The sequence below is a fragment of the Sphingopyxis sp. H115 genome, assembly GCF_001468465.1.
Lineage (GTDB): Bacteria > Pseudomonadota > Alphaproteobacteria > Sphingomonadales > Sphingomonadaceae > Sphingopyxis.
Genome location: NZ_LNSA01000005.1, coordinates 1 through 26,177 on the forward strand (window position 1 = coordinate 1; position 26,177 = coordinate 26,177).

The 26,177-nt window shown below is 64.6% G+C and carries 25 protein-coding genes and 1 pseudogene; 11 read left to right on the forward strand and 15 right to left on the reverse strand.

The genetic code is table 11. The annotated features are described in order from the left end of the window. The 6 genes and pseudogenes from ATE71_RS22435 to ATE71_RS05140 all read left to right on the forward strand — a co-directional run. Positions 1-197, forward strand: a pseudogene (locus ATE71_RS22435) (hypothetical protein); the annotation flags it as partial. Further along, entirely contained in the window at positions 190-813 is a 624-nt protein-coding gene (locus ATE71_RS05120) for a Dabb family protein (RefSeq protein ID WP_058802410.1), read from the forward strand. The pseudogene ATE71_RS22435 and the gene ATE71_RS05120, both read left to right, overlap by 8 nt. A 15-nt stretch (positions 814-828) precedes the next feature. Then, on the forward strand, positions 829-1,632 hold the full coding sequence (locus ATE71_RS05125) for a helix-turn-helix domain-containing protein (RefSeq protein WP_058802411.1): 804 nt from the start codon (positions 829-831) through the stop codon (positions 1,630-1,632). Positions 1,633-1,729: 97 nt separating this feature from the next. After that, positions 1,730-3,148 (forward strand): cytochrome P450, encoded by a 1,419-nt coding sequence (locus ATE71_RS05130; protein WP_058802412.1) that lies wholly within the window; start codon positions 1,730-1,732, stop codon positions 3,146-3,148. Beyond that, complete coding sequence (locus ATE71_RS05135; RefSeq protein WP_058802413.1) at positions 3,148-3,483, forward strand: 2Fe-2S iron-sulfur cluster-binding protein; 336 nt, start codon at positions 3,148-3,150, stop codon at positions 3,481-3,483. Before ATE71_RS05130 ends, ATE71_RS05135 begins: the two co-directional genes overlap by 1 nt. 200 nt (positions 3,484-3,683) lie before the next feature. Further along, the gene (locus tag ATE71_RS05140) at positions 3,684-6,044 is read left to right on the forward strand and encodes a TonB-dependent receptor (protein ID WP_082665104.1); all 2,361 of its coding nucleotides are present in this window, start codon (positions 3,684-3,686) and stop codon (positions 6,042-6,044) included. 600 nt (positions 6,045-6,644) lie between these two features. Here ATE71_RS05140 and ATE71_RS05145 read toward each other — a convergent pair. After that, on the reverse strand, positions 6,645-7,607 hold the full coding sequence (locus ATE71_RS05145) for a DUF3011 domain-containing protein (RefSeq protein ID WP_082665089.1): 963 nt from the start codon (positions 7,605-7,607) through the stop codon (positions 6,645-6,647). Positions 7,608-7,804: 197 nt separating this feature from the next. On the opposite strand from ATE71_RS05145, the gene ATE71_RS05150 reads away from it, so the two are divergent. Both ATE71_RS05150 and murA read left to right on the forward strand, forming a co-directional pair. Beyond that, complete coding sequence (locus ATE71_RS05150) at positions 7,805-8,275, forward strand: hypothetical protein (protein WP_058802415.1); 471 nt, start codon at positions 7,805-7,807, stop codon at positions 8,273-8,275. Between the two features lie 43 nt (positions 8,276-8,318). Beyond that, complete coding sequence (gene murA / locus ATE71_RS05155) at positions 8,319-9,602, forward strand: UDP-N-acetylglucosamine 1-carboxyvinyltransferase (RefSeq protein ID WP_058802416.1); 1,284 nt, start codon at positions 8,319-8,321, stop codon at positions 9,600-9,602. Here murA and ATE71_RS05160 read toward each other — a convergent pair. The 5 genes from ATE71_RS05160 to ATE71_RS05180 all read right to left on the reverse strand — a co-directional run bounded on the left by ATE71_RS05160 (position 9,589) and on the right by ATE71_RS05180 (position 14,600). Next, the gene (locus ATE71_RS05160; RefSeq protein ID WP_058802417.1) at positions 9,589-10,854 is read right to left on the reverse strand and encodes an alpha/beta hydrolase family protein; all 1,266 of its coding nucleotides are present in this window, start codon (positions 10,852-10,854) and stop codon (positions 9,589-9,591) included. The two genes, murA and ATE71_RS05160, sit on opposite strands and share 14 nt — an antisense overlap. Before the next feature lie 26 nt (positions 10,855-10,880). After that, the gene (locus ATE71_RS05165) at positions 10,881-11,849 is read right to left on the reverse strand and encodes a DMT family transporter (protein WP_058802418.1); all 969 of its coding nucleotides are present in this window, start codon (positions 11,847-11,849) and stop codon (positions 10,881-10,883) included. Next, positions 11,846-12,856, reverse strand: a complete 1,011-nt coding sequence (locus ATE71_RS05170) for a threonine aldolase family protein (RefSeq protein WP_082665090.1) — start codon at positions 12,854-12,856, stop codon at positions 11,846-11,848. Before ATE71_RS05170 ends, ATE71_RS05165 begins: the two co-directional genes overlap by 4 nt. Before the next feature lie 105 nt (positions 12,857-12,961). Further along, positions 12,962-13,147 (reverse strand): hypothetical protein, encoded by a 186-nt coding sequence (locus tag ATE71_RS05175; RefSeq protein WP_058802420.1) that lies wholly within the window; start codon positions 13,145-13,147, stop codon positions 12,962-12,964. Between the two features lie 235 nt (positions 13,148-13,382). Continuing rightward, positions 13,383-14,600 (reverse strand): argininosuccinate synthase, encoded by a 1,218-nt coding sequence (locus ATE71_RS05180; RefSeq protein WP_058802421.1) that lies wholly within the window; start codon positions 14,598-14,600, stop codon positions 13,383-13,385. A gap of 331 nt (positions 14,601-14,931) precedes the next feature. Between ATE71_RS05180 and ATE71_RS05185 the strand changes: the two genes are divergently transcribed. Next, complete coding sequence (locus tag ATE71_RS05185; protein WP_058802422.1) at positions 14,932-15,369, forward strand: DUF1801 domain-containing protein; 438 nt, start codon at positions 14,932-14,934, stop codon at positions 15,367-15,369. Between the two features lie 179 nt (positions 15,370-15,548). On the opposite strand, the gene ATE71_RS05190 is transcribed toward ATE71_RS05185, so the two are convergent. The 4 genes from ATE71_RS05190 to ATE71_RS05205 all read right to left on the reverse strand — a co-directional run bounded on the left by ATE71_RS05190 (position 15,549) and on the right by ATE71_RS05205 (position 19,024). Then, positions 15,549-16,043, reverse strand: a complete 495-nt coding sequence (locus ATE71_RS05190; protein ID WP_058802547.1) for an SRPBCC domain-containing protein — start codon at positions 16,041-16,043, stop codon at positions 15,549-15,551. 19 nt (positions 16,044-16,062) lie between these two features. Continuing rightward, positions 16,063-16,776: an EthD domain-containing protein gene (locus ATE71_RS05195; RefSeq protein ID WP_058802423.1), complete on the reverse strand. Its 714-nt coding sequence runs from the start codon at positions 16,774-16,776 to the stop codon at positions 16,063-16,065. A 20-nt stretch (positions 16,777-16,796) separates the two neighbouring features. Then, on the reverse strand, positions 16,797-17,777 hold the full coding sequence (locus tag ATE71_RS05200; protein WP_058802424.1) for a flavin reductase: 981 nt from the start codon (positions 17,775-17,777) through the stop codon (positions 16,797-16,799). 104 nt (positions 17,778-17,881) lie between these two features. Beyond that, a complete protein-coding gene (locus tag ATE71_RS05205; RefSeq protein WP_058802425.1) occupies positions 17,882-19,024 on the reverse strand; it encodes a helix-turn-helix transcriptional regulator in 1,143 nt (380 codons plus the stop codon). Positions 19,025-19,145: 121 nt separating this feature from the next. Here ATE71_RS05205 and ATE71_RS05210 point away from each other — a divergent pair, with 121 nt between their 5' ends. Further along, the gene (locus tag ATE71_RS05210) at positions 19,146-20,738 is read left to right on the forward strand and encodes a FadD3 family acyl-CoA ligase (RefSeq protein WP_235587915.1); all 1,593 of its coding nucleotides are present in this window, start codon (positions 19,146-19,148) and stop codon (positions 20,736-20,738) included. A 280-nt stretch (positions 20,739-21,018) separates the two neighbouring features. Continuing rightward, positions 21,019-21,471: a hypothetical protein gene (locus tag ATE71_RS05215; RefSeq protein WP_152998654.1), complete on the forward strand. Its 453-nt coding sequence runs from the start codon at positions 21,019-21,021 to the stop codon at positions 21,469-21,471. Between the two features lie 301 nt (positions 21,472-21,772). On the opposite strand, the gene ATE71_RS05220 is transcribed toward ATE71_RS05215, so the two are convergent. From ATE71_RS05220 to ATE71_RS05240, 5 genes are read right to left on the reverse strand one after another with little or no spacing between them, the layout of a single operon-like run. After that, complete coding sequence (locus tag ATE71_RS05220) at positions 21,773-22,237, reverse strand: MaoC family dehydratase (protein WP_058802427.1); 465 nt, start codon at positions 22,235-22,237, stop codon at positions 21,773-21,775. Continuing rightward, on the reverse strand, positions 22,234-23,016 hold the full coding sequence (locus ATE71_RS05225) for an SDR family oxidoreductase (protein WP_058802428.1): 783 nt from the start codon (positions 23,014-23,016) through the stop codon (positions 22,234-22,236). The genes ATE71_RS05220 and ATE71_RS05225 overlap by 4 nt, the downstream gene beginning before the upstream one ends. Before the next feature lie 11 nt (positions 23,017-23,027). Beyond that, the gene (locus tag ATE71_RS05230) at positions 23,028-24,209 is read right to left on the reverse strand and encodes an acyl-CoA dehydrogenase family protein (protein ID WP_058802429.1); all 1,182 of its coding nucleotides are present in this window, start codon (positions 24,207-24,209) and stop codon (positions 23,028-23,030) included. Then, on the reverse strand, positions 24,206-25,270 hold the full coding sequence (locus tag ATE71_RS05235) for an acyl-CoA dehydrogenase family protein (protein ID WP_058802430.1): 1,065 nt from the start codon (positions 25,268-25,270) through the stop codon (positions 24,206-24,208). The genes ATE71_RS05230 and ATE71_RS05235 overlap by 4 nt, the downstream gene beginning before the upstream one ends. After that, on the reverse strand, positions 25,271-26,173 hold the full coding sequence (locus tag ATE71_RS05240) for an SDR family oxidoreductase (RefSeq protein WP_058802431.1): 903 nt from the start codon (positions 26,171-26,173) through the stop codon (positions 25,271-25,273). Between the last annotated feature and the right edge of the window lie 4 nt (positions 26,174-26,177).

Below are 26,177 nucleotides of genomic sequence, written 5' to 3' on the forward strand. Positions count from 1 at the left end.
GGCTGGGTGACCAGTCCAACACGCTGACCTTCCGCTGGTCGATCGCCGATACCGGCGGCTGGTGGCAGATGCGCTTCGTCGGCGGCAACGATCCCGCCGTCGCAGCCTGGTGGGCCGAGGCCGATGCGCGTGCCGTCAGCCGCCGCCGTTACTTTGCTGCCGAGCCCGGCGATATCGAGGGCTTGTGCGATGTTTAAGCTGACCCGCCTCGTCACGCTGGCGGACCCCGCGCGGCTGGCACCGCTCGCCGACGAACTGCGCGCGCTCGCAAGAGCGCATATGGCCTACCGAACGCTCGTTGCACCGACCCTGCCGGGCAGTCACTTCGGCGGCGATCTGCTCGCGCATGTCGCATTCGACAGCGCCGAGCAACGCGACGCATTCGGCGCGGCGCTCGTGCCGCTGCTCGCCGGCGATGCGGCCGACGGCGCCGATTATCAGGGCTCGCCGGACGGCAAGCAAGCTCCCGATCTGGCGAACGGCGTCTACCGCGTTCTGCTGCTCAGCGTCGACGAGGGCAGCGATCCCGCGGCTGTCGAACAATTCGAGGCCGAAACGCGGATGATGCCGCATTACATCCCCGCGATCCGCAACTGGCAGCTCAGCCGCGCAGACGCGGCGGTCGGCGAGCGGCGCTGGACGCATGTCTGGGAACAGGAATATGCCGGGGTCGAGGGGCTGCTCGGCCCCTATATGCTCCACCCCTATCATTGGGCGCGGATCGATCGCTGGTTCGACCCCGAATGCCCCGACCGCATCGTCGACGCGCGGCTGTGTCACAGTTTTTGCGCGCTTGAGGCGTCGATCCTTTAGGGTGATAAGCGCCCGATGACGGCAACCGAGCCCCTGCATATGCAAAGCGCCTATCTGGTCGAGGCGCTGAAGCGTGTGTTGAAGGAGCGCGGGATGACCTATGCTGATGTCGCGAGCGCGCTCGGTATCAGCCACGCGAGCGTCCGGCGCACCTTTGCGCAGCAGAGCTTCACCCTCGCGCGGATCGACGAGATTTGCGAACTCGCCGGCATCGACTTCCTCGCGCTCGCGCGCATGGCCGACGAGATGCGGCCCGCAATGCCGGCGACGCTGACCGACGCGCAGGAACAGGCGCTGGTCGACGAGCCGCTCGCGCTCTTCTGCTTCCACCTCGCACTCGGCGGCTGGACGGTCGACCGGATCGCGGCCGACTATGGCATCGACCAGACGCAGCTGATCCCCGCGCTGCTCAAGCTCGAACGGATCGGGCTGATCCGGCTCCTCCCCGGCAATGTCATCCAGCTGATGACCGCGCGCAGCATCGGCTGGCGGCGCGGCGGGCCGATGCGGCGCTTCTTCGACCGGCGCGTCAAGGAGGAATTTCTGCAATATGATTTCTCGACGCCGGGATCGATCTGGGAATTCGAGATTGGCGAGCTGTCGGATGCGTCGCGCGCGCTGATCGAACGCCGGCTCGCGAGCCTGTTCCGCGAGGTTCGCGACCTGATCGCGCGCGACGCGCCGCTGCCGCCCGCGGTCAAGACCAACGTCGGGCTGCTCATCGCCTCGACCCCGATTCCGCTGCCGATGGTCGCGCGCGATGTCGGGTCGGGCTCGCTGGGCACCGGCAGGCGCGCCAGACGATCCTCAAAGGATTGAAATTCGCGATTTGACCGCGAGGCGCTCGCGATCTGCCGTCGGCGCGCGATGATCCCTCCCGTTCGGCCGCGCAGACGGCGTCGAGAGGAGAATCAGCATGCCGGCAATCGCCATGAAACCGCCCGCGATGGACGGAGGGATGCCGTTCCTCGGCCACCTCACCAGCTTCTTCAAGGACCCCGTGGCGTTGCTGCGCAAGGGGTATCAGGAGCACGGCCCGATCTATTCCTTCCGCATGGGCGGGCGGAACATGGTCGTGATGCTGGGCCCCGACAACAACCGCTTCGTATTCCAGGAAACCGACAAGCTACTGTCGATCCGCGAATCGATGCCCTTTTTCCACAAGATGTTCTCGCCCGACTTCTATTCCTTTGCCGAAATGGAGGAATATCTGAATCAGCGCGCGGTCATCATGCCGCGTTTCAAAGCGTCGGCGATGAAGCAATATGTGCCGGTGATGGCCGAAGAGGCGATGGCGCTCTGTCACCGGCTCGGCGACAGCGGCGAGTTCGATCTGATCCAGACGCTGGGCCCCGTGGTGATGGACATCGCGGCGCACAGCTTCATGGGCCGCGATTTCAAGCAAAAGCTCGGCCATGAATTTTTCGAGCTGTTCCGCGACTTTTCGGGCGGGATGGAATTTGTCCTGCCGCTGTGGCTCCCGACGAAGAAGATGCGCCGCAGCCAGGCCGCCAAGAAAAAGCTCCACCGCATCCTCGGCGACTGGATCAAGCAGCGCCGCGCGCACCCCGTCGAGCCCGCCGACTTCTTTCAGGACATGGTCGCGTCGACCTATCCCGACGGCCGCCCGATCCCCGACGAACTGATCATCCACATGATCCTGCTGCTCGTCTGGGCGGGGCACGAAACGACCGCGGGGCAAGTCAGCTGGGCGATGATCGATATCCTCCAGAACCGCGACTATCAGCAAGTGCTGCGTGGCGAGATCGAGACGATCCTGGGTTCGGCGTCGGGCGCGGACCTCAGCTGGGAACAAGCGATCGCGATGCAGAAAATGGACCTCGCGCTGCGCGAGACCGAGCGCCTGCATCCCGTGGCCTTCACGATGATCCGCAAGGCAGCGGCCGATTTCGAGCGCGACGGCTATCAGGTCCGCGAAGGCGACTGGATCCTGCTCGCGCCGTCGGTGAGCCACCGGATGAGCGAGATATTCGACCGGCCCGACGACTATGATCCCGAGCGTTTCAACACCGAACGCGCCGATGCCAAGGTTGAATCGAACAGCCTGATCGGCTTTGGCGGCGGCATGCACCGCTGCGCTGGCGTCAATTTTGCGCGGATGGAGATGAAGGCGCTGATCGCGATCCTGCTCCAGCGCTATGATATGGAATTGATCGACACACCGCGCCCGATCGCCGGAGCGGGGACCTATTGGCCCGAACAGCCGTGCCGGGTGCGCTACAAGCGGCGGGCCATCGCCGCGCGTGCACCCGCCGATCTGGAAGCCGCGGCAGCGGCTGCGGGCTGCCCGGCGCACGCGAAGGGTAAGAACTGATGGCGCGTGTCACCTATGTCCAGCCCGACGGCAGCGAGAAGACGTGCACCAATTTCGAGGGCATGGCGGTGATGCACCTCGCGATCGGCAATCTCGTCGACGGGATCGATGCATTATGCGGGGGCGTGCGCCAGTGCGGCACCTGCCACGTCTATGTCGACGACGCGTGGGCGGCGCGGGTCGGCCCGCCGGGCGGCGACGAGGCCGAGATGCTCGAGGCGCTTGCCGATTTTATCGAAGTCAAACCGACCAGCCGGTTGAGCTGCCAGATCCACATTACCGAGGAGCTGGACGGGCTGAGGGTCCATATCCCGAAAGAACAGCCGGGAATTTGAACGACTTGCCATGAGGAGACACCTTGGGCGACCTGGGGCGGCTTTGCCGCCCCTTTTTTCGTTCGCGCACCTACCACCAAAAGGGGGTAGGGAATTGCCCTCTTGCGTAGGTATATATTGCTGACGTTACGCATATCGTGATACTAGATCGATAAATTGCGCATCTTACGCCGCAATGGACAGAAAGAGGGATGGGACTGATGAAGCATCGCACATATTGCCGCGCACAAATCGCCGCCGCCGCGCTGATCGCGCCCTGGATGGCGGTCGCCGCGCAGGCGCAGGAGGCGGCGCCCGCCACCGAAGAGGCCACGGCCGGGGGCCTCGACGAGATCATCGTCACCGCCCAGAAGCGTTCCGAAAGCCTGCAGGACACCCCGCTCGCGATCAGTGCGATCGGGGCCGAGGCGATCGAGCAGCGGGGGATCACCAGCGTCGCCGCGCTCGGCAGTGCCGCCCCGAACCTGATCATCACCGAAACGCCGTCGGCGACCGCCAACCCGTCGATTTCGATCCGCGGCATCGTCGACAACGATCCCATCCTCACCGCCGACCCGGCCGTCGGCCTCTATGTCGACGGCGTCATTGTTGGCCGTTCGGCGGGCGCGCTGTTCGATATGATGGACCTCGAACGCGTCGAGGTGCTGCGCGGGCCGCAGGGCACGCTCTACGGCCGCAACACGACCGGCGGCGCGGTCAACCTCATCTCGGCCAAGCCGTCCAAGGATTTCGGCGGCAAGCTGCAGGTCGGCTACGGCAAGTTCGACGAATTTATGGTGAAGGCGCTCATCGACACCGGCGAGCTCGGCGATACCGGCCTCGCCCTCAAGCTCGGCTATTATCACAGCCAGCGCAACGGGACGGTCGACAATCTGCTCGAACCCTTGGACAAGCGCGACCCGGGCGCGCGTAACACCGACGCCGTGCGCGCGGCGGTGCGCTTCGACAAGGGCACGGGCTTCACCGTCGATTATGTCTTCGATTCGAGCGATCGCAACGGCCGCGCCAACGCCTTCCAGCTGCGCGCGGTGCGTCAGGACATTCTCGACTATCTCAATTTCTCGTCGGCTTTCGGGGGAACTGCGCCGGTGGTGTCGCAGGACCGGCTGTCGCAGGTCCGCCTAGATAACGACGGCAATGCCCATGACAAGGTGCAGGGTCATGCGCTGACGATCAATTGGGAGATCGGCGACGCGACGCTGCGGTCGATCACAGGCTATCGCAAATGGGACAATGTCAGCGACAGCTCGGATCTCGACGGCAACGGCGGGCTGGTCGGTTTCCTCGTCAGCCCCGCGATCCTCGTGCCGCCCAACGCCTTCATTCCCCAGGGCATCGGGCCGATCGACCTGTTCAGCACCAGCAACGAGCGGCACCAAAAGCAGTTCTCGCAGGAGTTCAACCTGATCGGATCGATCGGCGACGAATTCGACTATGTGCTCGGCGCCTATTATTTCCGCGAACGCGCGACGGAGGATAATCCGCAGCGCTTCACGCTGGTCCTCCCTTCGCCGGTGCCGATCCCGATCGCCCCGGGCGTCAATCTCAACAGCTTCGGCGTCAATCTCGGCACCTTGCTGTCCTATCGCCATATCTCGCGATCGATGGCGGCATTCAGCCAGCTGACGTGGAAACCCGCTGCGCTCGACAGCAGGCTCAGCATCACCGGTGGGCTGCGCTACACCGAGGACAAGAAGCACCTGATCCAGTCGGCGCCGGTGCCGCCGGCGCCGCGCGACCTGACGCGCAAGTTCAACCGGCTCAACTGGCTGGCCAACATATCCTATGACTGGAGCGACGACATCATGACCTATGTCCGTGCCAGCACGGGCTACAAGGCGGGTGGCTTCAACGCGCGCGCGGCCGATAACAATGGCTTCAATCCCGAGGACCTGACCTCGTACGAGATCGGGTTCAAGAGCGAGCTGTTCGATCGCCGCGTTCGCTTCAACGTCGCGGCGTTCCATGCGATCTACGATGATCTGCAGGTGCAGCAGTTCCTCGCCGGTACCGGCGGGGCGGCGAGCACCACGGTCAACGCCGCGAAGGCGACCTATACGGGGATCGAGGCCGAGCTTCAGGCGCAGATCACGGACGGCCTCACGATCGACGGTTCGATCGGCTACACCGACCGCAAGTATAAGGAGTTCCTGTTCGTCGATCCGATGACCGGGGTGGCGAGCGACATTTCGGACGTCGCCAAATTCCAGTATTCGGCGGCGACCACGGCGAATGTGGGTGCGCAATATGAAACCGAACTGGGCAATTTCGGAAAGCTGACCGCGCGCGCCGACTGGAGCTATCGCAGCAAGATCTATTGGCACCCGGTCAATCCCTTCAACGACGCGATCGCCGACGGCGGCGTCGGGCTCGTCAACGCGCGCCTGTCGATCTCCGACGTCGATGTCGGCGGTGCGAAGGCTTCGATCGCGGTCTGGGGCCGGAACCTCACGAAAGAAGAATATATGCTCTCGGGCATCGACTTCGGCTCGCTGGGGTTTGCGGGCGTGATGTACGGCGACCCGCGCAGCTATGGCATCGAGGTCGGATTTAAATTCTGACCTGATAACTCGGTCATGGAGGGCGACTGAGCCGGGTGCCGTTCCGTCGGCATCCGGCTTTCTTTTTTGGGCGCGAGGAAGGTAGCGAGCGAACTTGGCCGTTACCGCTTCCCCAACCCGTTAGCGCCGAGCGAAGCCGAGATTCCCCTCAGGCTGGGAGAAGCGTCGGTGGGTGTCTCGACTTCGCTCGACACGAACGGGAAAGAGGTTCGTCGGCTTTCGACCGGAAGTGGACATTGTTTCTTCGTCATCCCGGACTTGATCCGGGATCCATCGCGGCGTCGAGGTCATGGACCCCGGATCAAGTCCGGGGTGACGAGGGTGGGGAGGAACGTCGGCTCACCACCCCAACTCCGACGCCCGCCCAAAACGTTTTTCTTACAATATTCGGCTATGCCAGCCTTCATCGCGCCTCTTTCATCCGCTAGATAAATGCAGTTGCCAGCCGGTTGGCGCAAGCGATCGCGGACAGCCGCATCCGCGGCGTCAAATCGAGCGGCGCACAAGGCTGACCTTCACTGATCTTTGAGCGGTGTCACCGACAGTTCCGGCTCACCGCCACGCGGCAGCAACGTCCCTTCGCCGGTCGGCCGCCAGCCCTCAGGTAAAGTCGAGCTGGATGATATCGCTCGGCGTCGCGCGGCAATACATTTCGATCTGCTTTGCCCCGTCGGGATAGGTCGCGGTCATCGCCGCGCGGATACGCCAGCCGCCGTTGCCCTGCTCGAGGTGGATCAGCCGGTCGTACGACAGCCGCGTGCCCCCCGTGATCCCGATCTGCCGTGCAGCATCGTTCATGCAATTCTGGACCGACGGTCGTGACGCGCTCGGCAGACTGTTCAGGTTTGCGCTGAGCATTGCCGGGCCCTGCGGCGGATGCGTCGTCGCGCTTTCGTCGGCGGTGCCGTCCGCCTTCTTCTTTTTCTGGCTTGCGAGCAGCGCGAGCAACCCGCCGGCGACAACGATACCCCCAATGATCAGCCCCGTACTCGGCCCCTTGTCCTTTTCGGGGGGGCGCGTGTTGCGATAGCCATAGCCGAACTGGGCGCGGCACCCCTTGTCGACCCATATATAGTCGTTGGTATAGCCCCATTGGCGTCCGGCATTGCACTTGCCCGCAATCTTTCGGGTCAGCTCGACACGATTGTCGGTGCGTACATTGCACTGCTCATAGCGATACTGCCAGGATTCGCAGTTCAGCGTCCCCGCAAAATCATTGCTCGGATAGCCGCCGCCTCCGCCAGCGTAGCCATAGCGGAATTCGGCGCGGCAACCGCCCGACACCCATATCTGGTTGGCGTCGAACCCCCAGTCGCGTCCCTTCGAGCAGCGCCCGCCGATCACGCGTGTCAAATCGACGCGATTGTCGGTCCGCACCTTGCAGCGTTGCTGGCGATTGCCATTGGATTCACAGCGGATCGTGCCCGCATAGCCCCGATCATATCCCGGCTGTGTCGGCGGGGGCGGATAGGGATAGGTGGTCGCCTGTGCGAAGGCCGGGACCGTCATTTGCGATGCGATAAGCGAAGCCGCAGTGACGGCTGTGACGACTGGATTACGCATGCTCTTTTCTCCCCTGTTGAACCTGCTTCCCGTGCGCCCTTATCCTGCGATCTTTGCGCGATAGTTTCACAATTTCCTCCCGAACGCCATGTGCAAAGCGCGGCACGCGGAAGAAGGTTTATCGATGCTTTTCTTCTTCCACAGGATCGGCTAGCCTTTTTCCGCCCCTGGGTCGCGCCACAGCAGGGGATCCAAAAATGAGCGTTTCGATTATCGACGGCAGCATCGAGTCTGCCGACTTCAAGCGCGCCCGCGGCGGCGTGAGCATTTTTCGCAGCATTGGTTTTCAACAGGACGGCGTCGGACCGCGGACGATCCGCAACGCGGTCGTCACCGACAGCATAGCTGCCGAACTGGTGCCCGGCACGCGCGGCCGCTTCTACGTCTATAACGCATTCGATTTGAGGGGCGTCCACGGTATCCGCACCGCCGACGGGCGCGAAGTCCATGGCTTTCCCGGCAACAACCAGAAGATTTTCCTGATCATGGGCATCGTGAACATCCTGTGGATCGCACTCGTCGTCGCGACGCGCGACGCAGTTCCGATGCTAGGGGTTGCGCTGCTGATCCTTGCCGTCGTCGGCTATATCTTCATGGGCAAAGGACGGCGCGAGGCGCAGGCGCAGTTCGAGGGCGATGCGGGCTATCGTTCGCCTTCGTCCGCATAGCTAGTCCGCTTGCACGGCCCCGCGCATGCGCTAAAGACGGCCGATGGATCAAATCGTCATTCGCGGCGGCCAGCGACTCAAGGGCCGGATTCCGATCAGCGGTGCCAAGAATGCGGCGCTCACCCTGTTGCCCTGCGCGTTGCTCACCGACGAACCGCTGACGCTGCGCAACCTGCCGCGCCTCGCCGACGTCGACGGTTTCGGGCATTTGCTCAACCAGCTTGGCTGTTCGACGACGATCGAAGGATCGCGTCCTGAAGATTTCGGCCGCGTGATGACCGCGCGCGCGACAACGCTGACCTCGACCGTCGCGCCCTATGACATCGTGCGCAAGATGCGCGCGTCGATCCTCGTCCTCGGTCCGCTGCTCGCGCGCGCCGGCGAAGCGACCGTGTCGCTGCCCGGCGGCTGTGCGATCGGCAACCGTCCGATCGACCTGCACCTGAAAGCGCTCGAAGCCTTCGGTGCCGAGATCGAGCTGGCTTCGGGATATGTGAAGGCCGTGGCGCCCAGCGGGCGCCTGACCGGCGGCAAATTCACCTTTCCCGTGGTGTCGGTTGGCGCGACCGAAAATGCCGTCATGGCGGCGGTGCTCGCCAAGGGCACCTGCGTCCTCGAAAACGCCGCGCGCGAGCCCGAGATCGTCGACCTGTGCAACTGCCTCGTCGCGATGGGCGCACATATCGACGGGATCGGAACCGAAACGCTAACGATCGAGGGCGTCGATCGCCTGCACGGCGCGACCTATCGCGTGATGGCCGACCGTATCGAGGCGGGCAGCTACGCCTGCGCCGCGGTCATAACCGAGGGCGATGTCGAACTTGTCGGTGCCAAGGCGGGGGAGATGGACGCGACGCTCGCCGCGCTGCGCGAGGCGGGCGCGACGGTCGAGGAAACCAAGGGCGGCATCCGCGTCGCCATGTCGGGCCGCGCCGAACCCGTGACGCTGTCGACGGCACCCTATCCGGGCTTCGCCACCGACATGCAGGCGCAGTTCATGGCGATGGCGACGCTTGGCAAGGGCGCATCTCTATTCACCGAAACCATCTTCGAGAATCGCTACATGCACGTTCCCGAACTCGCGCGCATGGGCTGCGACATCGATGTGCGTGGCCGCAGTGCGGTGGTGCGCGGCGTCGATCATCTGGTCGGCGCACCCGTGATGGCGACCGACCTCCGCGCATCGATGAGCCTGATCATCGCCGGCCTCGCCGCCGAGGGGCAAACCGAGGTCAACCGCGTTTACCACCTCGACCGCGGTTACGAACGGCTCGAGGAAAAGCTGCAGGCCGTCGGCGCCGACATCGAACGGATCAGCGCGGGGTAAGCTTCTCCGAACGGCCATAAGGTCCGCGTGCGTCACCCTTGATCCAGTCGCCGAGCAGCTTGAGATAACCGTCGGTGATACGCGTTGCGCTGCGTGATCCGTCTGCGTTGGTCGTATATTCGAACATGCCGTGATCGGTGTCGGGGAACAGATATACTTCGAAAGGCTTGCCGTTCTTCACCAGCCCGAGCAGCGCGCCGCGTGTCGTTTCGATCGGCGCCTCGCGATCCTCGCCCGCAAGCACCCAGAGCAGCGGCGCATCTAGCTTCTTCAACGCCGCCACGGCGTCATAGTCCCAGATCAGTTCCAGATTGTCGAAGCGGGCGCGGCCGACCCGCCGGAGTTCCTCGTTCGGCATGCGCGCGATCGCGCCGCTATATTCGCCCTCGATCTTTGCTGCCCACGGCTGGCCCGTCATCTCGCGTCGCACGGCGTCGAGCGCGTCATAGCCGGTGCGAAAATCGGACAGCAGCAGGCCCGTCGTCGCCTGCGACAGGCGGGTGACCAGCGCTTCGGCATCCTTGCCCAGCCCCGCCGCGCGAACTTCTGATACCATCTGTTCGCGGTCTTCCTCGATCGGCGAGGCGACAAGGCCAAAGCCGATCGCGACGAAATCGGCCTTCGTGCGCGTCGCGGCAAGCGGCGCGACCCAGCCGCCCTGGCTGCCACCGAAGAAGCCAGCACGACCAAAGCGACCCGCCGCCATGCCGCGGGCGGTGTCGAGCGCTTTCGCCGCATCGGCGCCGAGCAGTTCGAAATTTTGCGTATATTCGCCGTCGGACGCGCCCGTGCCGCGCTTGTCGTAGACGAAAACCGAAATGCCCTGCGCCGCCATCGCATAGCCGTAAAGCCCCCCGATCGGCGAATTGCGCTCCGAACCGTGGACCATCACCACCAGCGGGCGCGCCGGATCGACCCCGGGCGGTTCGATCAGCATCCCGGTCATCCGCGTTCCCGCGCTGTCGAAATTGGCCGGCGTCTCGCGGAACGCGACAGGTTGCCACGCCACGCCTTTCACCGTCACGCCATCGGCATTGCAGGCCAGCGGTGCGTTCGCGTCGGAGGTGGCGCCCCGGCGGCCGTCACGAAACAGGTAGCGCAGTCCGGGCGCGGGAATTGTCGGCAACTTGACGAGAACGACGAAATCGCCGTCGGGGGCGGCATAAGCGCCGGGCTGGCAGGTTGTTTGGGCCAACGCCGGAGCGCCCGGAATCGCGGCGAGAAGCAAGAGCGTGCTGGCGAATATTCTCATGTCACCGTATTATTACGGCAATACAGTTATGGCAACTGGTCTTCGGGCTGCACCGGCATCGAAACGCTGTTGCCGCTGACCGATGGCCGCTCGGGCCGCCGCGCGACCGCGATTCCGAGCCCGATCAACGCCACGACCCCGCCCGCGATCGACAACGCCGCCCAACGATAATTTTCGAACGCGGTCGAAAAGCCCATCGCGATGATCGGGATCAGCACGCTTGACCAGGCTGCCTGCCCCGGCCCAACCGCGCGAATGACGTTAAAATAGAGCGGAAAGGTCACCGCGCTCGCGACGATGCCCAGATACAGGACCCCGCCGACATAGGCGGCGGTCGGCTCGATCGCCGGCGGGCCCGTCGTCACCCACGCATAGCTACCGTCGGCGATCGCGCCGAACAGCATCGCCCACGCGATCATCACCACCATCGACTGCGAGCGCGCCATGCGCGTTCCCTGCATGATATTCGCCGTCGAGGCGCTCAGCACGCCGGCAAGCGTCAGCGCGGTGCCGAGCAGGACCTCGTCCGCCCCAACCGAGGCGACGCGATATTCGTGAAGGATCATCAGCCCGACGCCGACGATCGCAATCCCCGCACCGACCAGAAAGCGGCGCTCGAGGCGCGTCTTGAGGAACGCGCGGCCAAGCAGCGTATTGGGGACGATCAGCAGCGCGAACAGCACCGCGACGAGCCCCGAAGTGATATGCTGCTCGGCGCGATAGACGAAATTGAAGTTGAAGGTGAATTGCGCCACGCCGAGCACCGCCGCGAACGCCATCGCGCGGAAATCGAGCAGCAGATGTTCGCGGCGTACCATCGCAAATGCGAACATGGCGATCGCAGCCACCGCAAAGCGATAGGTCACCGACCAGCTTGGGGGTACGATACCAAGCTGCCCCTTGATGACGATCCACGTCGAACCCCAGATCAGCGTCACCAGCGCAAAAGGCAGCAAGATACGCGGGCTGAGCAGCGTCGGCTGCTCGCTGGTCATAGCGAGCCGATCGCGGCCGCAAGCGGCGCGACCGCCTGTGCATCCTGGTCCCAGCTGACGACCAGCCGTGCCGCCCCCTCGCCCCAGTCATAGAAGTCGAACCCGGCCGCGCGCAGCTTTGCCGCCTCTGCGGCGGTGAGCCGTACGAACAGCTCGTTCGCCTCGACGGGATACATCAAGCGGCTGCCGCACGCAGCCGCGAGCTTGGCGGCGCCGGCGTTGGCCGCGCGGGCATTCGCCAGCCACAGATCGTCCTTCAGCATTGCCCGGATCTGCGCTGCTACAAAGCGTCCCTTGCTGAGCAGGTGGCCGCCGCGTTTCTTGAGTTCGCGAACGCCCGGGCCACCGCTGCCGCCGAAAAAGACGATCGCTTCGGCCATCATCGCGCCATTCTTGGTGAAACCGAACGACAGCGCATCGACCCCGGCGCGCCAGGTGACTTCGGCCGGCGCGCAGTCGAGATAGGCGACAGCGTTGGCGAAGCGCGCGCCGTCCATGTGCAGCTTCATGCCGCTGCTCCGGGCAATTTCGCTGATCTCGCCGATTTCCGCCGCGCGCCAAGCAAGGCCATATTCCGTCGCGTTGGTGATGCTGATCGCGGCGGGCTGCACCTGGTGCACATCCTTGCGGATTCCGGCGATACGCGCCTTCAGCGCTTCGGTGTCGATCTTTGCACCGCGCCCCGGCACGGTCATCAATTTCGCACCGCCCGAATAGAAGGTCGGCGCCCCGCATTCGTCGACTTCGATATGGGCTTCCTCGTAACAGAGAATGCCCTGCCAGGGCCGCACGAAATGCGCCAGAATGATGCTGTTCGCCGCGGTGCCGGTCGGGATCCACACGACTTCGCACGTCGTTTCGAACAGGTCGGAAAAGGCGGCATCGAGCGACTGGCTGAGCGCGTCGCCATCATAGGCGGTGTCGACATGATTGGCGGCCGCCAACGCTTCCATCACCAGAGGATGCACCGTCGCAGCGTTGTCGGAGAAAAATCGGGTCGCGGTCACGATTCGCGCCTTAGCGCAGTCGTGGCGCGCTGCTAAGCCTTCATTTCGGCTTCGCGCTTCCCGGCGGATAGACCGCCTATGCCGCTTTTGTCCCGTCGCTTCTCTTCAGGCCGAATAGCTGCGGTAAATGCGGCGCCCCATGCTGCGCGATTGGCGCACCATATAGCGCCCGGGCCAAAGCAGGCTGAGCCGTGTCCCGAAGCGCGTCGTCTTCAGCGCTATCTGCGGCAGCAGGATCGAACAGGGCCGCCATTCATAGACGGCCGGATCGATCGGCGTCGTGTTTTCCATAAACCACCTTGTGACCGAGTGCGGCCTCTCCCGGATGGTTCCGATCATCCTGTCGAAATCCAGGGAACAAAATACCGCATTGCGGCACCGCTGTCCCGGCGAAGGTGGTAAAGGCGGCGACGGTGGGGCGCGCATTTCCAACCGCTCGGCACGGCGATGCAGCGCGGCGCGGCGAACCGAATGGTAGCCAAGCCCTTAAAATGATTGGAGCCGGCGCCGCAAGGCGCCGACTCGGTCAGCGATCGCGCTTGGCGAGCAGCTTCAGTCGCAGCGCGTTCAGCTTGATGAAGCCCGCCGCGTCCTTCTGGTCATAGGCGCCGGCATCGTCCTCGAAAGTCACATGACGTTCGCTGTAAAGGCTGTTGGGCGACTTGCGGCCGACGACGCTCGCATTGCCCTTGTACAGCTTCAGTCGCACCGTGCCGCTCACCTTGTCCTGGCTATGGTCGATCGCCGCCTGCAGCATCTCGCGCTCGGGCGCGAACCAGAAGCCATTGTAGATGAGCTCGGCATATTTCGGCATCAGCTCGTCTTTCAGGTGTGCCGCGCCACGATCGAGCGTGATGCTTTCGATGCCGCGATGGGCGCGTGCGTAGATTTCGCCGCCGGGCGTTTCGTACATGCCGCGCGACTTCATGCCGACGAAGCGATTCTCGACGAGGTCAAGCCGGCCGATGCCATGTTTGCGGCCGAGGTCGTTCAATGCGGCGAGCAAGGTCGCGGGCGACATCGCCTGTCCGTTCAGCGCGACGCCGTCGCCCTTCTCGAAATCGATCTCGATATATTCGGGCGTATCGGGCGCATCCTCGGGATTGACCGTGCGCGAATAGACATAGTCGGGGGTTTCATCCCACGGATTTTCGAGCACCTTGCCCTCCGACGAGGTGTGCAGCAGGTTCGCGTCGGTCGAAAACGGGCTTTCGCCGCGCTTGTCCTTCGGCACCGGAATCTGGTTCTTTTCGGCGAAGTCGATCAGCGCGGTCCGGCTGGTCAGGTCCCATTCGCGCCACGGCGCAATCACCTTGATGTCGGGATTGAGCGCATAGCAGGAGAGTTCGAAACGCACCTGGTCGTTGCCCTTGCCCGTCGCGCCGTGCGCAACCGCGTCGGCGCCGGTTTCCCGGGCGATCTCGACGAGCCGCTTCGAGATGAGCGGGCGCGCGATCGAGGTACCGAGCAGGTAATCGCCCTCGTAACGTGCGTTCGCGCGCATCATCGGGAACACGAAATCGCGGACGAACTCTTCGCGCAGGTCGTCGATATAGATGTGCTCGGGCTTGATCCCCATCAGTTCGGCCTTGGCGCGCGCGGGCTCAAGTTCCTCGCCCTGTCCGAGATCGGCAGTGAAGGTCACGACTTCGCAGCCATAGGTGACCTGCAGCCACTTCAGGATGACGCTGGTATCGAGGCCGCCCGAATAGGCGAGGACGACGCGCTTGAAGGACTCGGACATGGATACACCTTTGGCGAGGGAAGACGCGGGCGCGGCTAGCAGGGCGTCGCCGAAGGCGCAACCGCATAGGACGCGACAAATGCGTTGGCGGCTCTTCGGAAAGGCCGCGGGAATCCGCCGAACTTCACCCGCGTTTCGCTCTCCGGCCCGCCGTCCACGCGCCCCGTCGCCGCGCTTAAAGCGACAAAGGATACAGTTTCGCGCCGCACGGGGCCCCGCTGGTATCGTGCGATTTTGTAGGACAGAAGCTATTTTGCGATGAGCGCGGAGCGCAACGTCCGGCTGGATTTGCCGCTGGGGGCCGCTATTTTCTGGTTCGGGAGGACCGGGCATGGGCAAGACCGAAATCAAGACCAAGGCTACCGAAGTCGATGCCGCCGATTTTATCGCGGCCGTCCCCGATGTGCGGCGCCGCGAAGAAGCCGAGGTCATCGACGCGATTCACCGCCGCGTGACCGGCCTCGAACCCAGGATGTGGGGACCATCGATCATCGGCTATGGCAGCTATGATTATGTCTATGACAGCGGTCGGTCGGGAACGATGTGCCGTGCCGGGTTCAGCCCCCGCAAGGCCGCAATGACGCTCTATCTGATGGGCCATTACAGCGACCGGCAGGATGAGGCCGATGCGCTGTTTGCGCGGCTCGGCAGGCACAAGACCGGCAAATCCTGCCTCTACATCAACAAGCTCACCGATGTGGACCTGGACATCCTCGAGCAACTCGTCCGGTTAAGTTGGGATGTCATGAACGCACGCTACCCGAAGTAGCTGGTTGTCCGGAAACGATCGATTGCGGACGTCGGCGGACCCTTCTTTCATCGACATCCCGGCGAAGGCCGGGATCTCTACCTAACGGAATAGCGCGCCGGCGAGATTCCGGCCTCCGCCGGGATGACGAAAATGGCGGGTGGTAGCTCCCTACCCCAGAGCGACCGCTGACCGCGACTTTATGAAGCCGCTTGCATCGCCTCGGCGCGGGTCTTGAGCGCCCGCGCGGTGTCGTCGAAAGCACGCTTCACCCACGGCCCGGCGAAGCGCATGACATGGATGCCGTTCGGCCCCAGAAACGCATCGGTCGAATGATAGGCGCATCGTTCATCGCCCAGCGGTTCGATGATCTGGTCGCGCCGCGCGGGATAGGGCCAGGCGTCGTCGTGTGGCAGCGCCCACGACAGCAGGCGTTCCGGCTCGAAGGCGCAGATATATTCGCAATTGGGAAAGGTTACGCCCTCCTCGATATAGCTTTTGAGCGTCATATGGACGGGGGCGCCCATTTCGAGCGTCGATTCGGCCGCGATGCAAAAGGGGTTCCATTCGCCGTAGCGCGGCAGGTCGGTCAGAATATCCCAGACGAGCGCAGCGGGCGCATCGATCTCGATGCGGTCCGATCGCACGATCGCGTCGGGGTCGGTCCAGGTCAAGTCGTCGCCGTCATGGGCCATGTTCGTCTCCTGATTTGCGTCAGCTTCCATGCCGGCGGATGTCGAACTGGCTGGTCGGGATGCAGTCGATCCGGTCGAAATCGATGAAGCGCGCGCAGCTTTCCATCATCAGCCGCCGATGTTCGGCGAGCCGGCCGGCGTCGCCGACGGCGTCGAAATAGACGGCTTCGTCGTGCAGCGCTGCGGCGGGAAAACACTCCTCGATCATCGCGACATAGGGCGGCGCGTCACAGGTCAGCGGGCGGACGATCAGATTCTGGACATATTCGAAATTGGCCTGCGTATCGACCGCGACCGCCGAATGCTGGCGCTCCCATATGTCGCGCCACGCGGTCCAGCCGAGCCGCGGCGGCAGGCCGAGGAAGACGATCTGCGAAAATCCTTCGGTGCGCGCGCCGTGGGCGGGTGGATGAAGCCGGTTCGGCAGCACCGTCGATTCGCTCGCCAGCCACGCGGCATGGCGCGGCGCCGCCTCTGCAACGACGGCATCGACCCCGGCGCGCGCCGCGTCGTTGGCGCTGTCGAGCCACAGCTGGATGACCGCCTCCATCTGCGGCCGGGTGGAGGTGATGCGCGGCGAGGTGCCCGTTGCCACGGCATCATCCTGGACGTTGATCCGCAGCGCGTGCACCATCGGCGAGAGCTGCGGCGCGACCTCGCCGAGCAGGCGCGCGTTCAAATCCGCCCGAGCCTCGCCGGAATCCGCCCACAACGCGTAGATGACCTTTTCCATGGAGTTTCCTTTTTTGCCGTTCAGTCGGCCGCCTCGCCCGTCGCCCAGGGATCGGGCAGGCCGGGGTCGGTGCTGTGGATGACATGTTTGAGCAGATGCTTGAGCAGCGCCTTTTCATTGTCGTCGAAGGCGCCGAGCGCGTCTTCCTCCGCCGCCTTCGCCGCCGCCGCGAGCTCGATCAGTGTCCGGCGGCCGGCGGCGGTCAGCCACAACCGCCCGCTTGGCGCTTCGCGTCGGACGATGCCGCGTTCGGCGAGCGAGTGCGCCCGGTCGTCGGTCAGCCGCGCGCCGGTGAAGCCGATCATCTCGGCGATCTCCACGGCCGTCCGGCCGTCCTGTATGCCGAGGATGCTCAGCGCGAAATGGTCGGTGGCGTCGAGGCCATGTTGCGCAAGGCTCGCCTGCATCCGGCCATAGAGCTGGAAATGCGCGCGGCCGATCAGATAGCCGATGAAATCCTCGCCGAAACGGCCCGGCGCATCGCTCCCGACGTCGTTGCTGGCGGTGAGTGCCGCGGCCCTGCGCGCCGCGAGCGCGTAGCGGCCGCCGTGGAAGAGCAGGGGCGCGCGGTCGTCATGGTCGAAGGCGATGACCTCGCCGACGAAGATGACATGGTCGCCGCCCTCATATTGATAGGCGGTGCGGCACTGGAAGCGCGCCGCGCAGCCTCTGAGCAGCGGCACATCCCCCGTGCCGCGTTCCGTCTCCAGTCCCGCGAATTTGTCGGCGCCGCGCTTGGCAAAGCCGTTCGAAAGCGTCTCCTGATCGGCGGCAAGGATATGCACCGCGAAATATTCGGCGTTGCGAAAGGCATCCATGCTCAGCGAACTGCGCGCGAGGCTCCAGAGCACCATCGGCGGATCGAGCGAGACTGAGTTGAAGCTGTTCGCGGTCAGCCCGCAATCGAGCCCCGCCGCGTCGCGCGTGGTGACGATCGTCACCCCGGTGGCAAAGGAACCCAGCGCGCCGCGAAAGGCGATCGGATCCGCGTTGGTCGCCATGGCCTGTCCTCGCTCCTCTCCCACGCCCGCTCGGCGGGCTATCGGGGAAGCTTAAGGACGCCGCACAGGGTCGCATCGCCCAATTGGACTAGATGGACGTGCGGTCACCCCAAGACTGCGACGCTGCGCAGGATCAGGCGGACAAGGTCGGCCTGCCGTCCGACGCCGGTCTTGCTGAGGATCGTCTTGCAATAGCTGCGCACCGTATTTTCAGTGAACTCAAGCTTTTCGGCGGCTTCGGACAGGCTGAGCCCCGACGCCAGAAGTGCCGCAAGCTGCGCTTCGGAGGGGGTCAGGTCGAAGATCTGCGCGACGAGCCCCTCGAGCGGCTGGCTGTTGTCGAGCCCCGAGACATAGACGACCGCCGCCGGGCCCGCTTCATTGCCATAATGCGATCGCGCCTCGATCGAGCGGACGAGAACGCCGAGATGTCCGTCGAAATCGGCCTCGACGCGAAGTCCCTCGGCAAAGCTGCCGCCGTCGCGATGCGCCGCGATCGCGCTGCCGATCAGTTTCTGGAGCTGCGCGTTGCCTGTCTGGCTGGTCAGCGCAAGCCGGTCATTGGCGGTGCGCAGCCCCTTGTTCGAGCGCACCAGCGCGCGGCCCGCGCTGTTGCTGCGCAGGATGCGCCCCGCGCCGTCGAGGATGAAGGTACAGAGCGTCAGCCGGTCGAGCGTGTCGATCATCACCTGCACCTCGGTCTCCTCGCGCCGCAGCCGGGCAAAGAGCGCGAGCGAAAGTTCGAGATGCGGGCGCAGCTTGATCAGCATCGCCTTGTCGTCGTCCGTAAAATCCTCACCGCCGGGGCCGTCGGTCAGCCCGACATTCCCCTCCCATCCTCCGGGTTCGGAAATATACATGCCGAGCTGATATTCGATGCCATAGGGGTGCAGGATTTCGGCATAGAAGCGGCTGGCGTGGAGGTCTTCGGCCGAGACGATCTCGCTCAGCCGGTAGATGTCCCCCGGCCGCGCGAGCGCGTTGCGCAGCGGGTCGAGGTCGCCGAGTTCGGCGTGGATGCGGTGGATGCGGCGCGCTTCCTGCTCGGCGATCGGCAGCGGCGGTGCCCAGATGATGAAGGGCGGCATGCCGGGGCGGCTGAGCCGCAAGGTGATCGCGGCGCTCTGGCGCTGCATCCGGCGGCTCAGCGCCTCGAGGAAGCCTTGCCATGGCGTTTCTTCAAGCGGGCCGCGATAGATCAGCGTCACCAGCTCGTCGACGTCGGCAACAGGCGTATAGCTGGGCATGGCGACTCGATTTCCTCCTGCTCCTCTATAGGCCTCGGCCTCGCCGCGGCAACATGATGCCGGAGCCCCCGAATAGGGGTTGTGGCGCGCGGTGTGCCGCGTCACCGGGGCGAAGGAGAAAATGGACGTGCGCGACGCGCGCGCGAACGGAGAGACGATGGCCGTGTCCGAAGCGAATATGACGATCCCGCACATGATCCTTGCGTCCGCGATCGCGCATGGCAATCGCGTCGCAATCCGCGGCGAGGACGGGAGCGAAATCGCCTATCGCGACCTGCCGGACCTGGTGCGCGCGAGCGCGGCGGCCTTCCTCGCCGCCGGCATGCTGCCCGGCGACCGCGTCGCGATCTGGGCCCCGAACTCGGCCGAGTGGATCGTCGCGGCGCTCGGCGCGCAGGCCGCGGGCGCGGCGATCGTGCCGCTCAACACAAGGCTCAAGGGACGCGAGGCGGGCTATATCCTGCGTGCGAGCGGCGCGAAGCTGTTGCTGACCGTCGGTGATTTTCTCGGCACCGATTACCCGGCGCTGATCGCTGGCGAGGATTTGCCCGACCTCGTCGGGGTCGTGCTCCTCGCAGGCGAGGGCGCCGGCGTCTCCTGGCGCGAATTTCTGCGCCGCGGGGCAGAGGTCGCCAAGGCGGCGGTCGCCGAACGGCTCGACGCGCTCGGCGAAGACGATGTCAGCGATATCCTCTTCACCTCGGGGACGACGGGCAATCCCAAGGGTGCGGTCACGACACACGGCCAGAATGTCCGGCTCTACCGCGCTTATGGCGGCGGGCTTGGCTACGGCCCCGACGATGTTTTCCTGATCATCAACCCCTTCTTCCACAGCTTCGGTTACAAGGCGGGCTGGCTCGTCGCGCTGTTGCACGGCGCGACCGTGCTGCCGCACGCGGTGTTCGACGCCCAACAGGTGTTGAAGCGGATCGAGGCCGAACGCGTGACGCTGCTGCCCGGCCCGCCGACGATCTTCCAGAGCCTGCTCGCCGGACCCTGGCGCGACCATGACCTCTCCTCGCTGCGCGTTTCGATCACCGGCGCGGCGTCGGTCCCGGTGACGCTGATCGAGGAGATGCGCGGCAAGCTCGGCATCGACGTCGTGCTTACCGCCTACGGCCTCACCGAGACATGCGGCGTCGTGACGATGTGCAGCGCCGACGACAACGCGGAAACGGTCGCGAACACCGCGGGGCGCCCGCTCGCGGGAATCGAGGTCCGGCTCGTCGGCCGCGACGGCCACGACGTCGCGGCGGGCGAGGCGGGCGAATTGCTGGTACGCGGACCCAATGTGATGCGCGGCTATTTCAACGACCCCGCGGCGACCGCGGCCGCGATCGATGCCGACGGCTGGCTCAGCACCGGCGATATCGCCGTGCGCGATGCACGCGGCAATATAAGGATTACCGACCGCGCAAAGGACATCTTCATCGTCGGCGGCTTCAACGCCTACCCCGCCGAGATCGAAGGCCTGCTCGCTGCACACCCCGCGGTGCTGCAATCGGCGGTGATCGGGATTGCTGACGAACGGCTGGGCGAGGTGCCCAAAGCCTATATCGTCCTTCGCCCCGGCGCGAGCGCGACGCCCGAGGAGATCGTCGCCTGGTGCCGCGACAATATGGCGAATTACAAAGTGCCGCGTCAGATCGTGATCGTCGATACGCTGCCGGTGAACGCGGCGGGCAAGGTACAGAAATTCCTGCTCAGGGAGTGACCGGTTTCGACCCCATTGTTGCCGTTGGTTCCGCAAGATCGACACCCTAGTTACAGACATAGATTGCGGGACGAGTTTTGAGACCGGAGCACCGCAGCGCGTGATTTTACGACCTGTTGGCGAATTGTGTCTTGGAAACCAGCGTTTTTCAGACGGGTTAACCCAATGGCGGGAATCTTGGATTATCCATTGAGGAATTAAGAAACGACATCCCTTTGAGTGTAGAAGTTAAGCAATGGTCCAGCTAATGAGCCGAAGCGCATTTTTCTGGCGAGCGGTAATGGCGATCATCCTCACAGGAGTGATCTCACCTTTTCTGCTCGCCGTTGGCAGTGCAGCATTTTTCATGCTGGCCGAACACTCAATTAGAAACAGTGGCGGGGTTATAGCATTCGTCGGCGTAGTCTGGTTCTTTGGTAGCATTGTGGCGACTGTATGCGCCGTTTTGCTTGGCCTGTTCGTCGAGTGGCCTAAGCTGAAATGGCTCACAAAATTGAAGCAAGCGGGGGCAAAGCGATCTCTTTTCGTGAGCATTGTGGCGGCCGAGATACTTCTCTTGTCAGCGCTGACGATCTCCACTGCATTGCAACCCTCTTCGCAATTTTCCAATGGGGCAGACAAAGGGGCTCTATTCGTCGTCATAGCCGCAGCAATTGGCGGGGCCTGTTCTGCCGCGTTCTGGTGGAAACTGATCCTTGTGCCGATGCGTAGAACGAGGGAAATCTACAAATAGTCGAAAATGGCCGTTTTCTGAACATACCTCCGGATAGCCGCCGGTCCGCTTCCCACCCCTTATCGGACATCTAAAAAAACGCTGTCCTACATCACGCGGCTGTGCCAGCCTTCATCTCAGCTCTTTCAATATGTGGACAACAGCGCTTGCAGCCCGGCGCAGGGATGCGCTCAGAAACCGCGCGCGGCCTATCCGCCCGGTGGGCTAATCGGCGGCTGCACAAGGCTGACCTTTCCTGACCTTTGGACGGCCTGCGCGGGGGCGACGCCCTCCGCTCCCCCTATGGAAATGGCCACTGGAATCAGTTCTTGGGATAGAACCGGCTGATCGTATCGACGACACATGCCGGCTTCTCGGCGCCCTCGATCTCGACCGTCACCCGGACCACCGCCTGGACGCCGCCCTTTGCTTCCTCGGCCTTGACCAGTTCGCCCACACCCCTGATCCGGCTGCCTGCGCGGACGGGATTGAGGAAGCGCAGATTGTCGGTGCCGATATTGATCCCCATCGAAACGCCCCGCACTTCGACCAGTTCAGGCAGGAAGCGGTTGACGAGGCTCATCGTGAGATAGCCGTGCGCGATCGTGCCGCCGAACGGACCATCCTTGGCGCGTTCGGGATCGACATGAATCCATTGGTGATCGTCGGTGGCTTTTGCGAACAGGTCGATGCGATCCTGCTCGATTCCGACCCACGCGGTCGGTCCGAAGCGCTCGCCGACCGCGGCGAGCAGCGCGGTCGGGGTATCGAAGATGCGCGTGCTCATGCCTGCTGGCTCGACACCGACACGACTTCGCCGGCCATATAGGAGGACAGGTCGCTTGCGAGGAACAGCATCACATTCGCAACCTCCCACGGCTCGGCATAGCGGCCGAAGGCCTCCTTCTCGGTCAGCTCCTCGAGCAGGCCCGGCGGGGTGACCTTGGACAGCGAGGCGTGCATCGCGAGGCTGGGCGACACCGCGTTGATACGGACGCCATGCTCTGCCGCCTCGAGCGCCGAGCAGCGTGTGAAGGCCATCACGCCAGCCTTGGCCGCGGCATAATGCGCCTGCAGTTTCTGCGCGCGCCAGCCGAGGACCGAGGCATTGTTGACGATCGCGCCCTTCTGGCGTTCGTACATGTGCGGCAGGATCGCGCGCGTCATGCGAAAGACGCTGGTCAGCGTAACATCGAGTACTTTGTGCCACTGGTCGTCGGTCATCTCGACCACCGGCGCCGCGCCGCCGAGTCCGGCGTTGTTGATCAGCACATCGACATGCCCCATCGCGGCGATCGCGCCGGAAACCAGCGCGTGCACCTGATCCTCGTTGGTGACGTCGCAAACGCGCGCGCCGGGGCGTGTGAAGCCGAGCGCTTCGATCCGGTCGGCGGTTTCGCCGAGACGGCGTTCGTGCATGTCGGAGAGGAACAAGGTCGCGCCTTCCTCGGCCGCGCGTTGCGCGACCGCGCCGCCGATACCGCTGCCGGCGGCGGCGGTGATCAGCACGGTCTTGCCCTTGAGCAAGCCGGTTGGCGTGGGATAGTCGGGGGCTGGTCGTGCCACGGTCGGTTCCTTTACTTGAGGTCGCCGCGCGGTTCGCGCGGGAGGCCGAGCGCGCGCTCGGCGATGATGTTGCGCTGGATTTCGTTGGTGCCGCCGTAAATCGTGTCGGCGCGGCTGTAGAGATAGAGGTTGGGGAGCGCGGGGAAGGCATAGTCTTGCCCCGCGACGGTCTCGCCCGCCTGACCGAGCACGTCCATGGCAAGCTCGCCAAGGTCGCGGCGCCAGGTGGCCCACTGGATCTTGTAGGTGAGCGCCGACGGGCTGAGCTTGCCGCCCTCGGCATCGGTCAACATGCGGAGCGCGCCATAGCGCATCAGCCGGAGGCCGATTTCGGCTTTGGCGATGCGCTGGCGGATCAGCGGATTCTTCGCCTCGCCATTGGCGCGCGCCGCGGCGATTACCGCATCGAGTTCATTGCGGAATCCCATCTGCTGCGCGAGCGTCGAGACGCCGCGCTCGAAACCGAGAAGGGCCATTGCGACCTTCCAACCGTCGCCGGGTGCCCCGAGGATATTGGCGGATTCGGTCCGTGCGCCGTCGAAAAAGGTCTCGTTGAACTCGGCTTCGCCGGTGATCTGGTGGATCGGGCGGATCGTGACGCCGGGCTGGTCGACGGGGACGAGCAGGAAGGAAAGGCCCTTTGGTCCCTTCGATCCTTCCTCGCTGCGCGCGATGACGAAGATCCAGTCGGAAAATTGCGCGAGGCTGGTCCAGACCTTCTGCCCTTCGATCACCCACACGTCGCCCTCGTGCCATGCGCGGGTGCGGACGTTGGCAAGGTCGGAACCCGCGCCGGGTTCGGAATAGCCCTGGCACCAGATTTCCTCGCCGCGCGCGATTGCGGGGAGGAAGCGCGCCTTCTGTTCGTCGGTGCCAAAGGCGAGGATCGTCGGGCCGGCAAGTTCGATGCCGATATGGTTGAGCCGCGGCGGCGCCCCGGCGCGTGCATATTCCTCGGCAAAGATCACCTGCTCGGCGAGCGTCGCGTCGCGACCGCCATATTCCCTGGGCCAGCCGACGCAGCTCCAGCCTGCCTCGCCCAGCCGCTTTTCCCAGTCGCGGCGCCGCTCGGGCATTTCGACCAGGCTCGTGATGCCGCGCACATCGGTAAAGGGGCCATTCAGTTCGGCCGACAGCCATGCGGCGGCCTCGGCGCGGAAGGCTTCTTCCTGCTGGCTAAACCCGAGCTTCATGCGGCTTCGTCCAATCCGATGCGCTGCGCGACCTGCTCGCGGTGCCAGTCGGGCGTGCCGAGCAGGCTCGCGTTGCTGCGTGCACGCTTGAAATAGAGATGGGCGTCATGTTCCCAGGTGAAGCCGATGCCGCCGTGGAGCTGGATCATCTCGCCCGCCGCATGGCTGTACGTGTCGCAGGCGAAGGCCTTGGCGGCATGGACAGCGAATTGCGCTTCGTCCGATCCCTCTTCGATCGCGCACGCCGCCCAATAGACCGCCGAGCGCGCCTGCTCGATTGCGACCATCATGTCGGCGAGACGATGCTTGATCGCCTGAAAGCTGCCGATCGTGCGCCCGAACTGGATGCGTTCCTTCGCATAAGCGACGGTGCGGTCGAGGCACGCCTGCGCGCCGCCGAGCGCGTCGGCGGCGATGACGAGCGCGCCGGTGCGATGCGCGGTGGCGATCGCCGCCGCCGGGTCGGCGAGCGGTTCGGCGGCGACCCCGCCAAAATCGAGCCGGGCATAGGGGCGCGTCTGGTCGAGACTGGTGAGCGGCGCCACGGAAAGGCCGGGCGCGGAGCGCTTGACGAGGAATGCGTCGCTGCCCACCGCAACGATGAACAGCCCTGCACTCGCGCCGTGCGGAACATGGAGTGCGGCTCCGGTCAGCGTCCGGTCGTTCCACGTCGTGCCGGGCGCGGCTTGGGCAAAGCTTGCCACCAGCTCGCCCGAGGCGAGAGAGGGAAGCAGGCGCGCCGTCTGGTCGGTGCGGCCTCCTGCCAGGGTCGCGGGAATGGCGAGGCCGATGCTTGCGAGCAGAGGCAGCGTCGCGACATGTCGTCCCGCTTCCTCGGCGAGAATGGCGAGTTCGACCATGCCAAGACCGACCCCGCCCTGATCCTCCGGGATCGCGACCCCGGCGAGACCCAAGTCGCCGGCGAAACCCTGCCACAGTGCGTCGTCGATGCCGGTGCGTGCCATCGCGGCGCGCGTGCGCTCGCTCGTGGCGTTGGCGGCAAAGAAGGCCTTTGCCGTTTCGGCGATCATCGCCTGTTCGTCGGTAAAGGCGAAATGCATCTAGCTGCCCCAGACCCTGCGTGGTTCGCTGCGCTCCGCGAGCAATTCTGCGACCGCCTCGCCGACTTCGGCGGGAGCCCATTTTGCCTGCTTGTCGACGGTGGGCCCGAGCTTCCAACCATCCTCGAGCGTGATGCGTCCGCCCTCGAGTTCGAACACGCAGCCGGTGACATGCTTCGACGCCTCGGAACCGAGCCAGACGACGGTCGGCGCGATATTGTCGGGATCCTGGGCGTCGAAGCCGCTTTCGACCGCCGCCATCTTGTCGGCAAAGGCCTGTTCGGTCATCCGCGTGCGCGCGGCCGGGGCGAGCGCGTTGGCGGTGATGCCATAGCGGCCGAGCTCAGCCGCCTGCACCAAGGTCAGCGCGGCGATGCCGCCCTTGGCGGTCGAATAGGCGGCTTGCGCAATCGAACCCTGCAGCCCTGCGCCGCTCGTCGTGTTGATGATACGCGCGTCGACCGGCTTGCCCGCCTTTTGCTGGCCGCGCCAATAATCGACCGCGTGGCGGCTGACGCAGAAATGCCCGCGCAGATGAACGTGCATCGTCGCATCCCATTCCTCGGGCGTTGCCGACACGAACATGCGGTCGCGCACGATGCCGGCATTGTTGACGACGACATGGAGGTCGCCGAACGCGGCGACCGCGGCGTCGACGATGCGCTTGGCGGCATCCCAGTCGGTGACGTCCTCATAATTGGCGATCGCGCGGCCGCCCGCTGCCTTGATCCCCTTGACCAGATCGGCGGCGGCCGAGGTGTCGCGGCCTTCGCCCGACAGGCTGGTGCCGATATCGTTGACGACGACATTGGCGCCCTCGGCGGCGAAGGCGAGCGCATAGGATCGTCCGAGTCCGCGCGCTGCGCCGGTGATGATGACGGTCCGTCCGTCGCAGATACCCATTAGT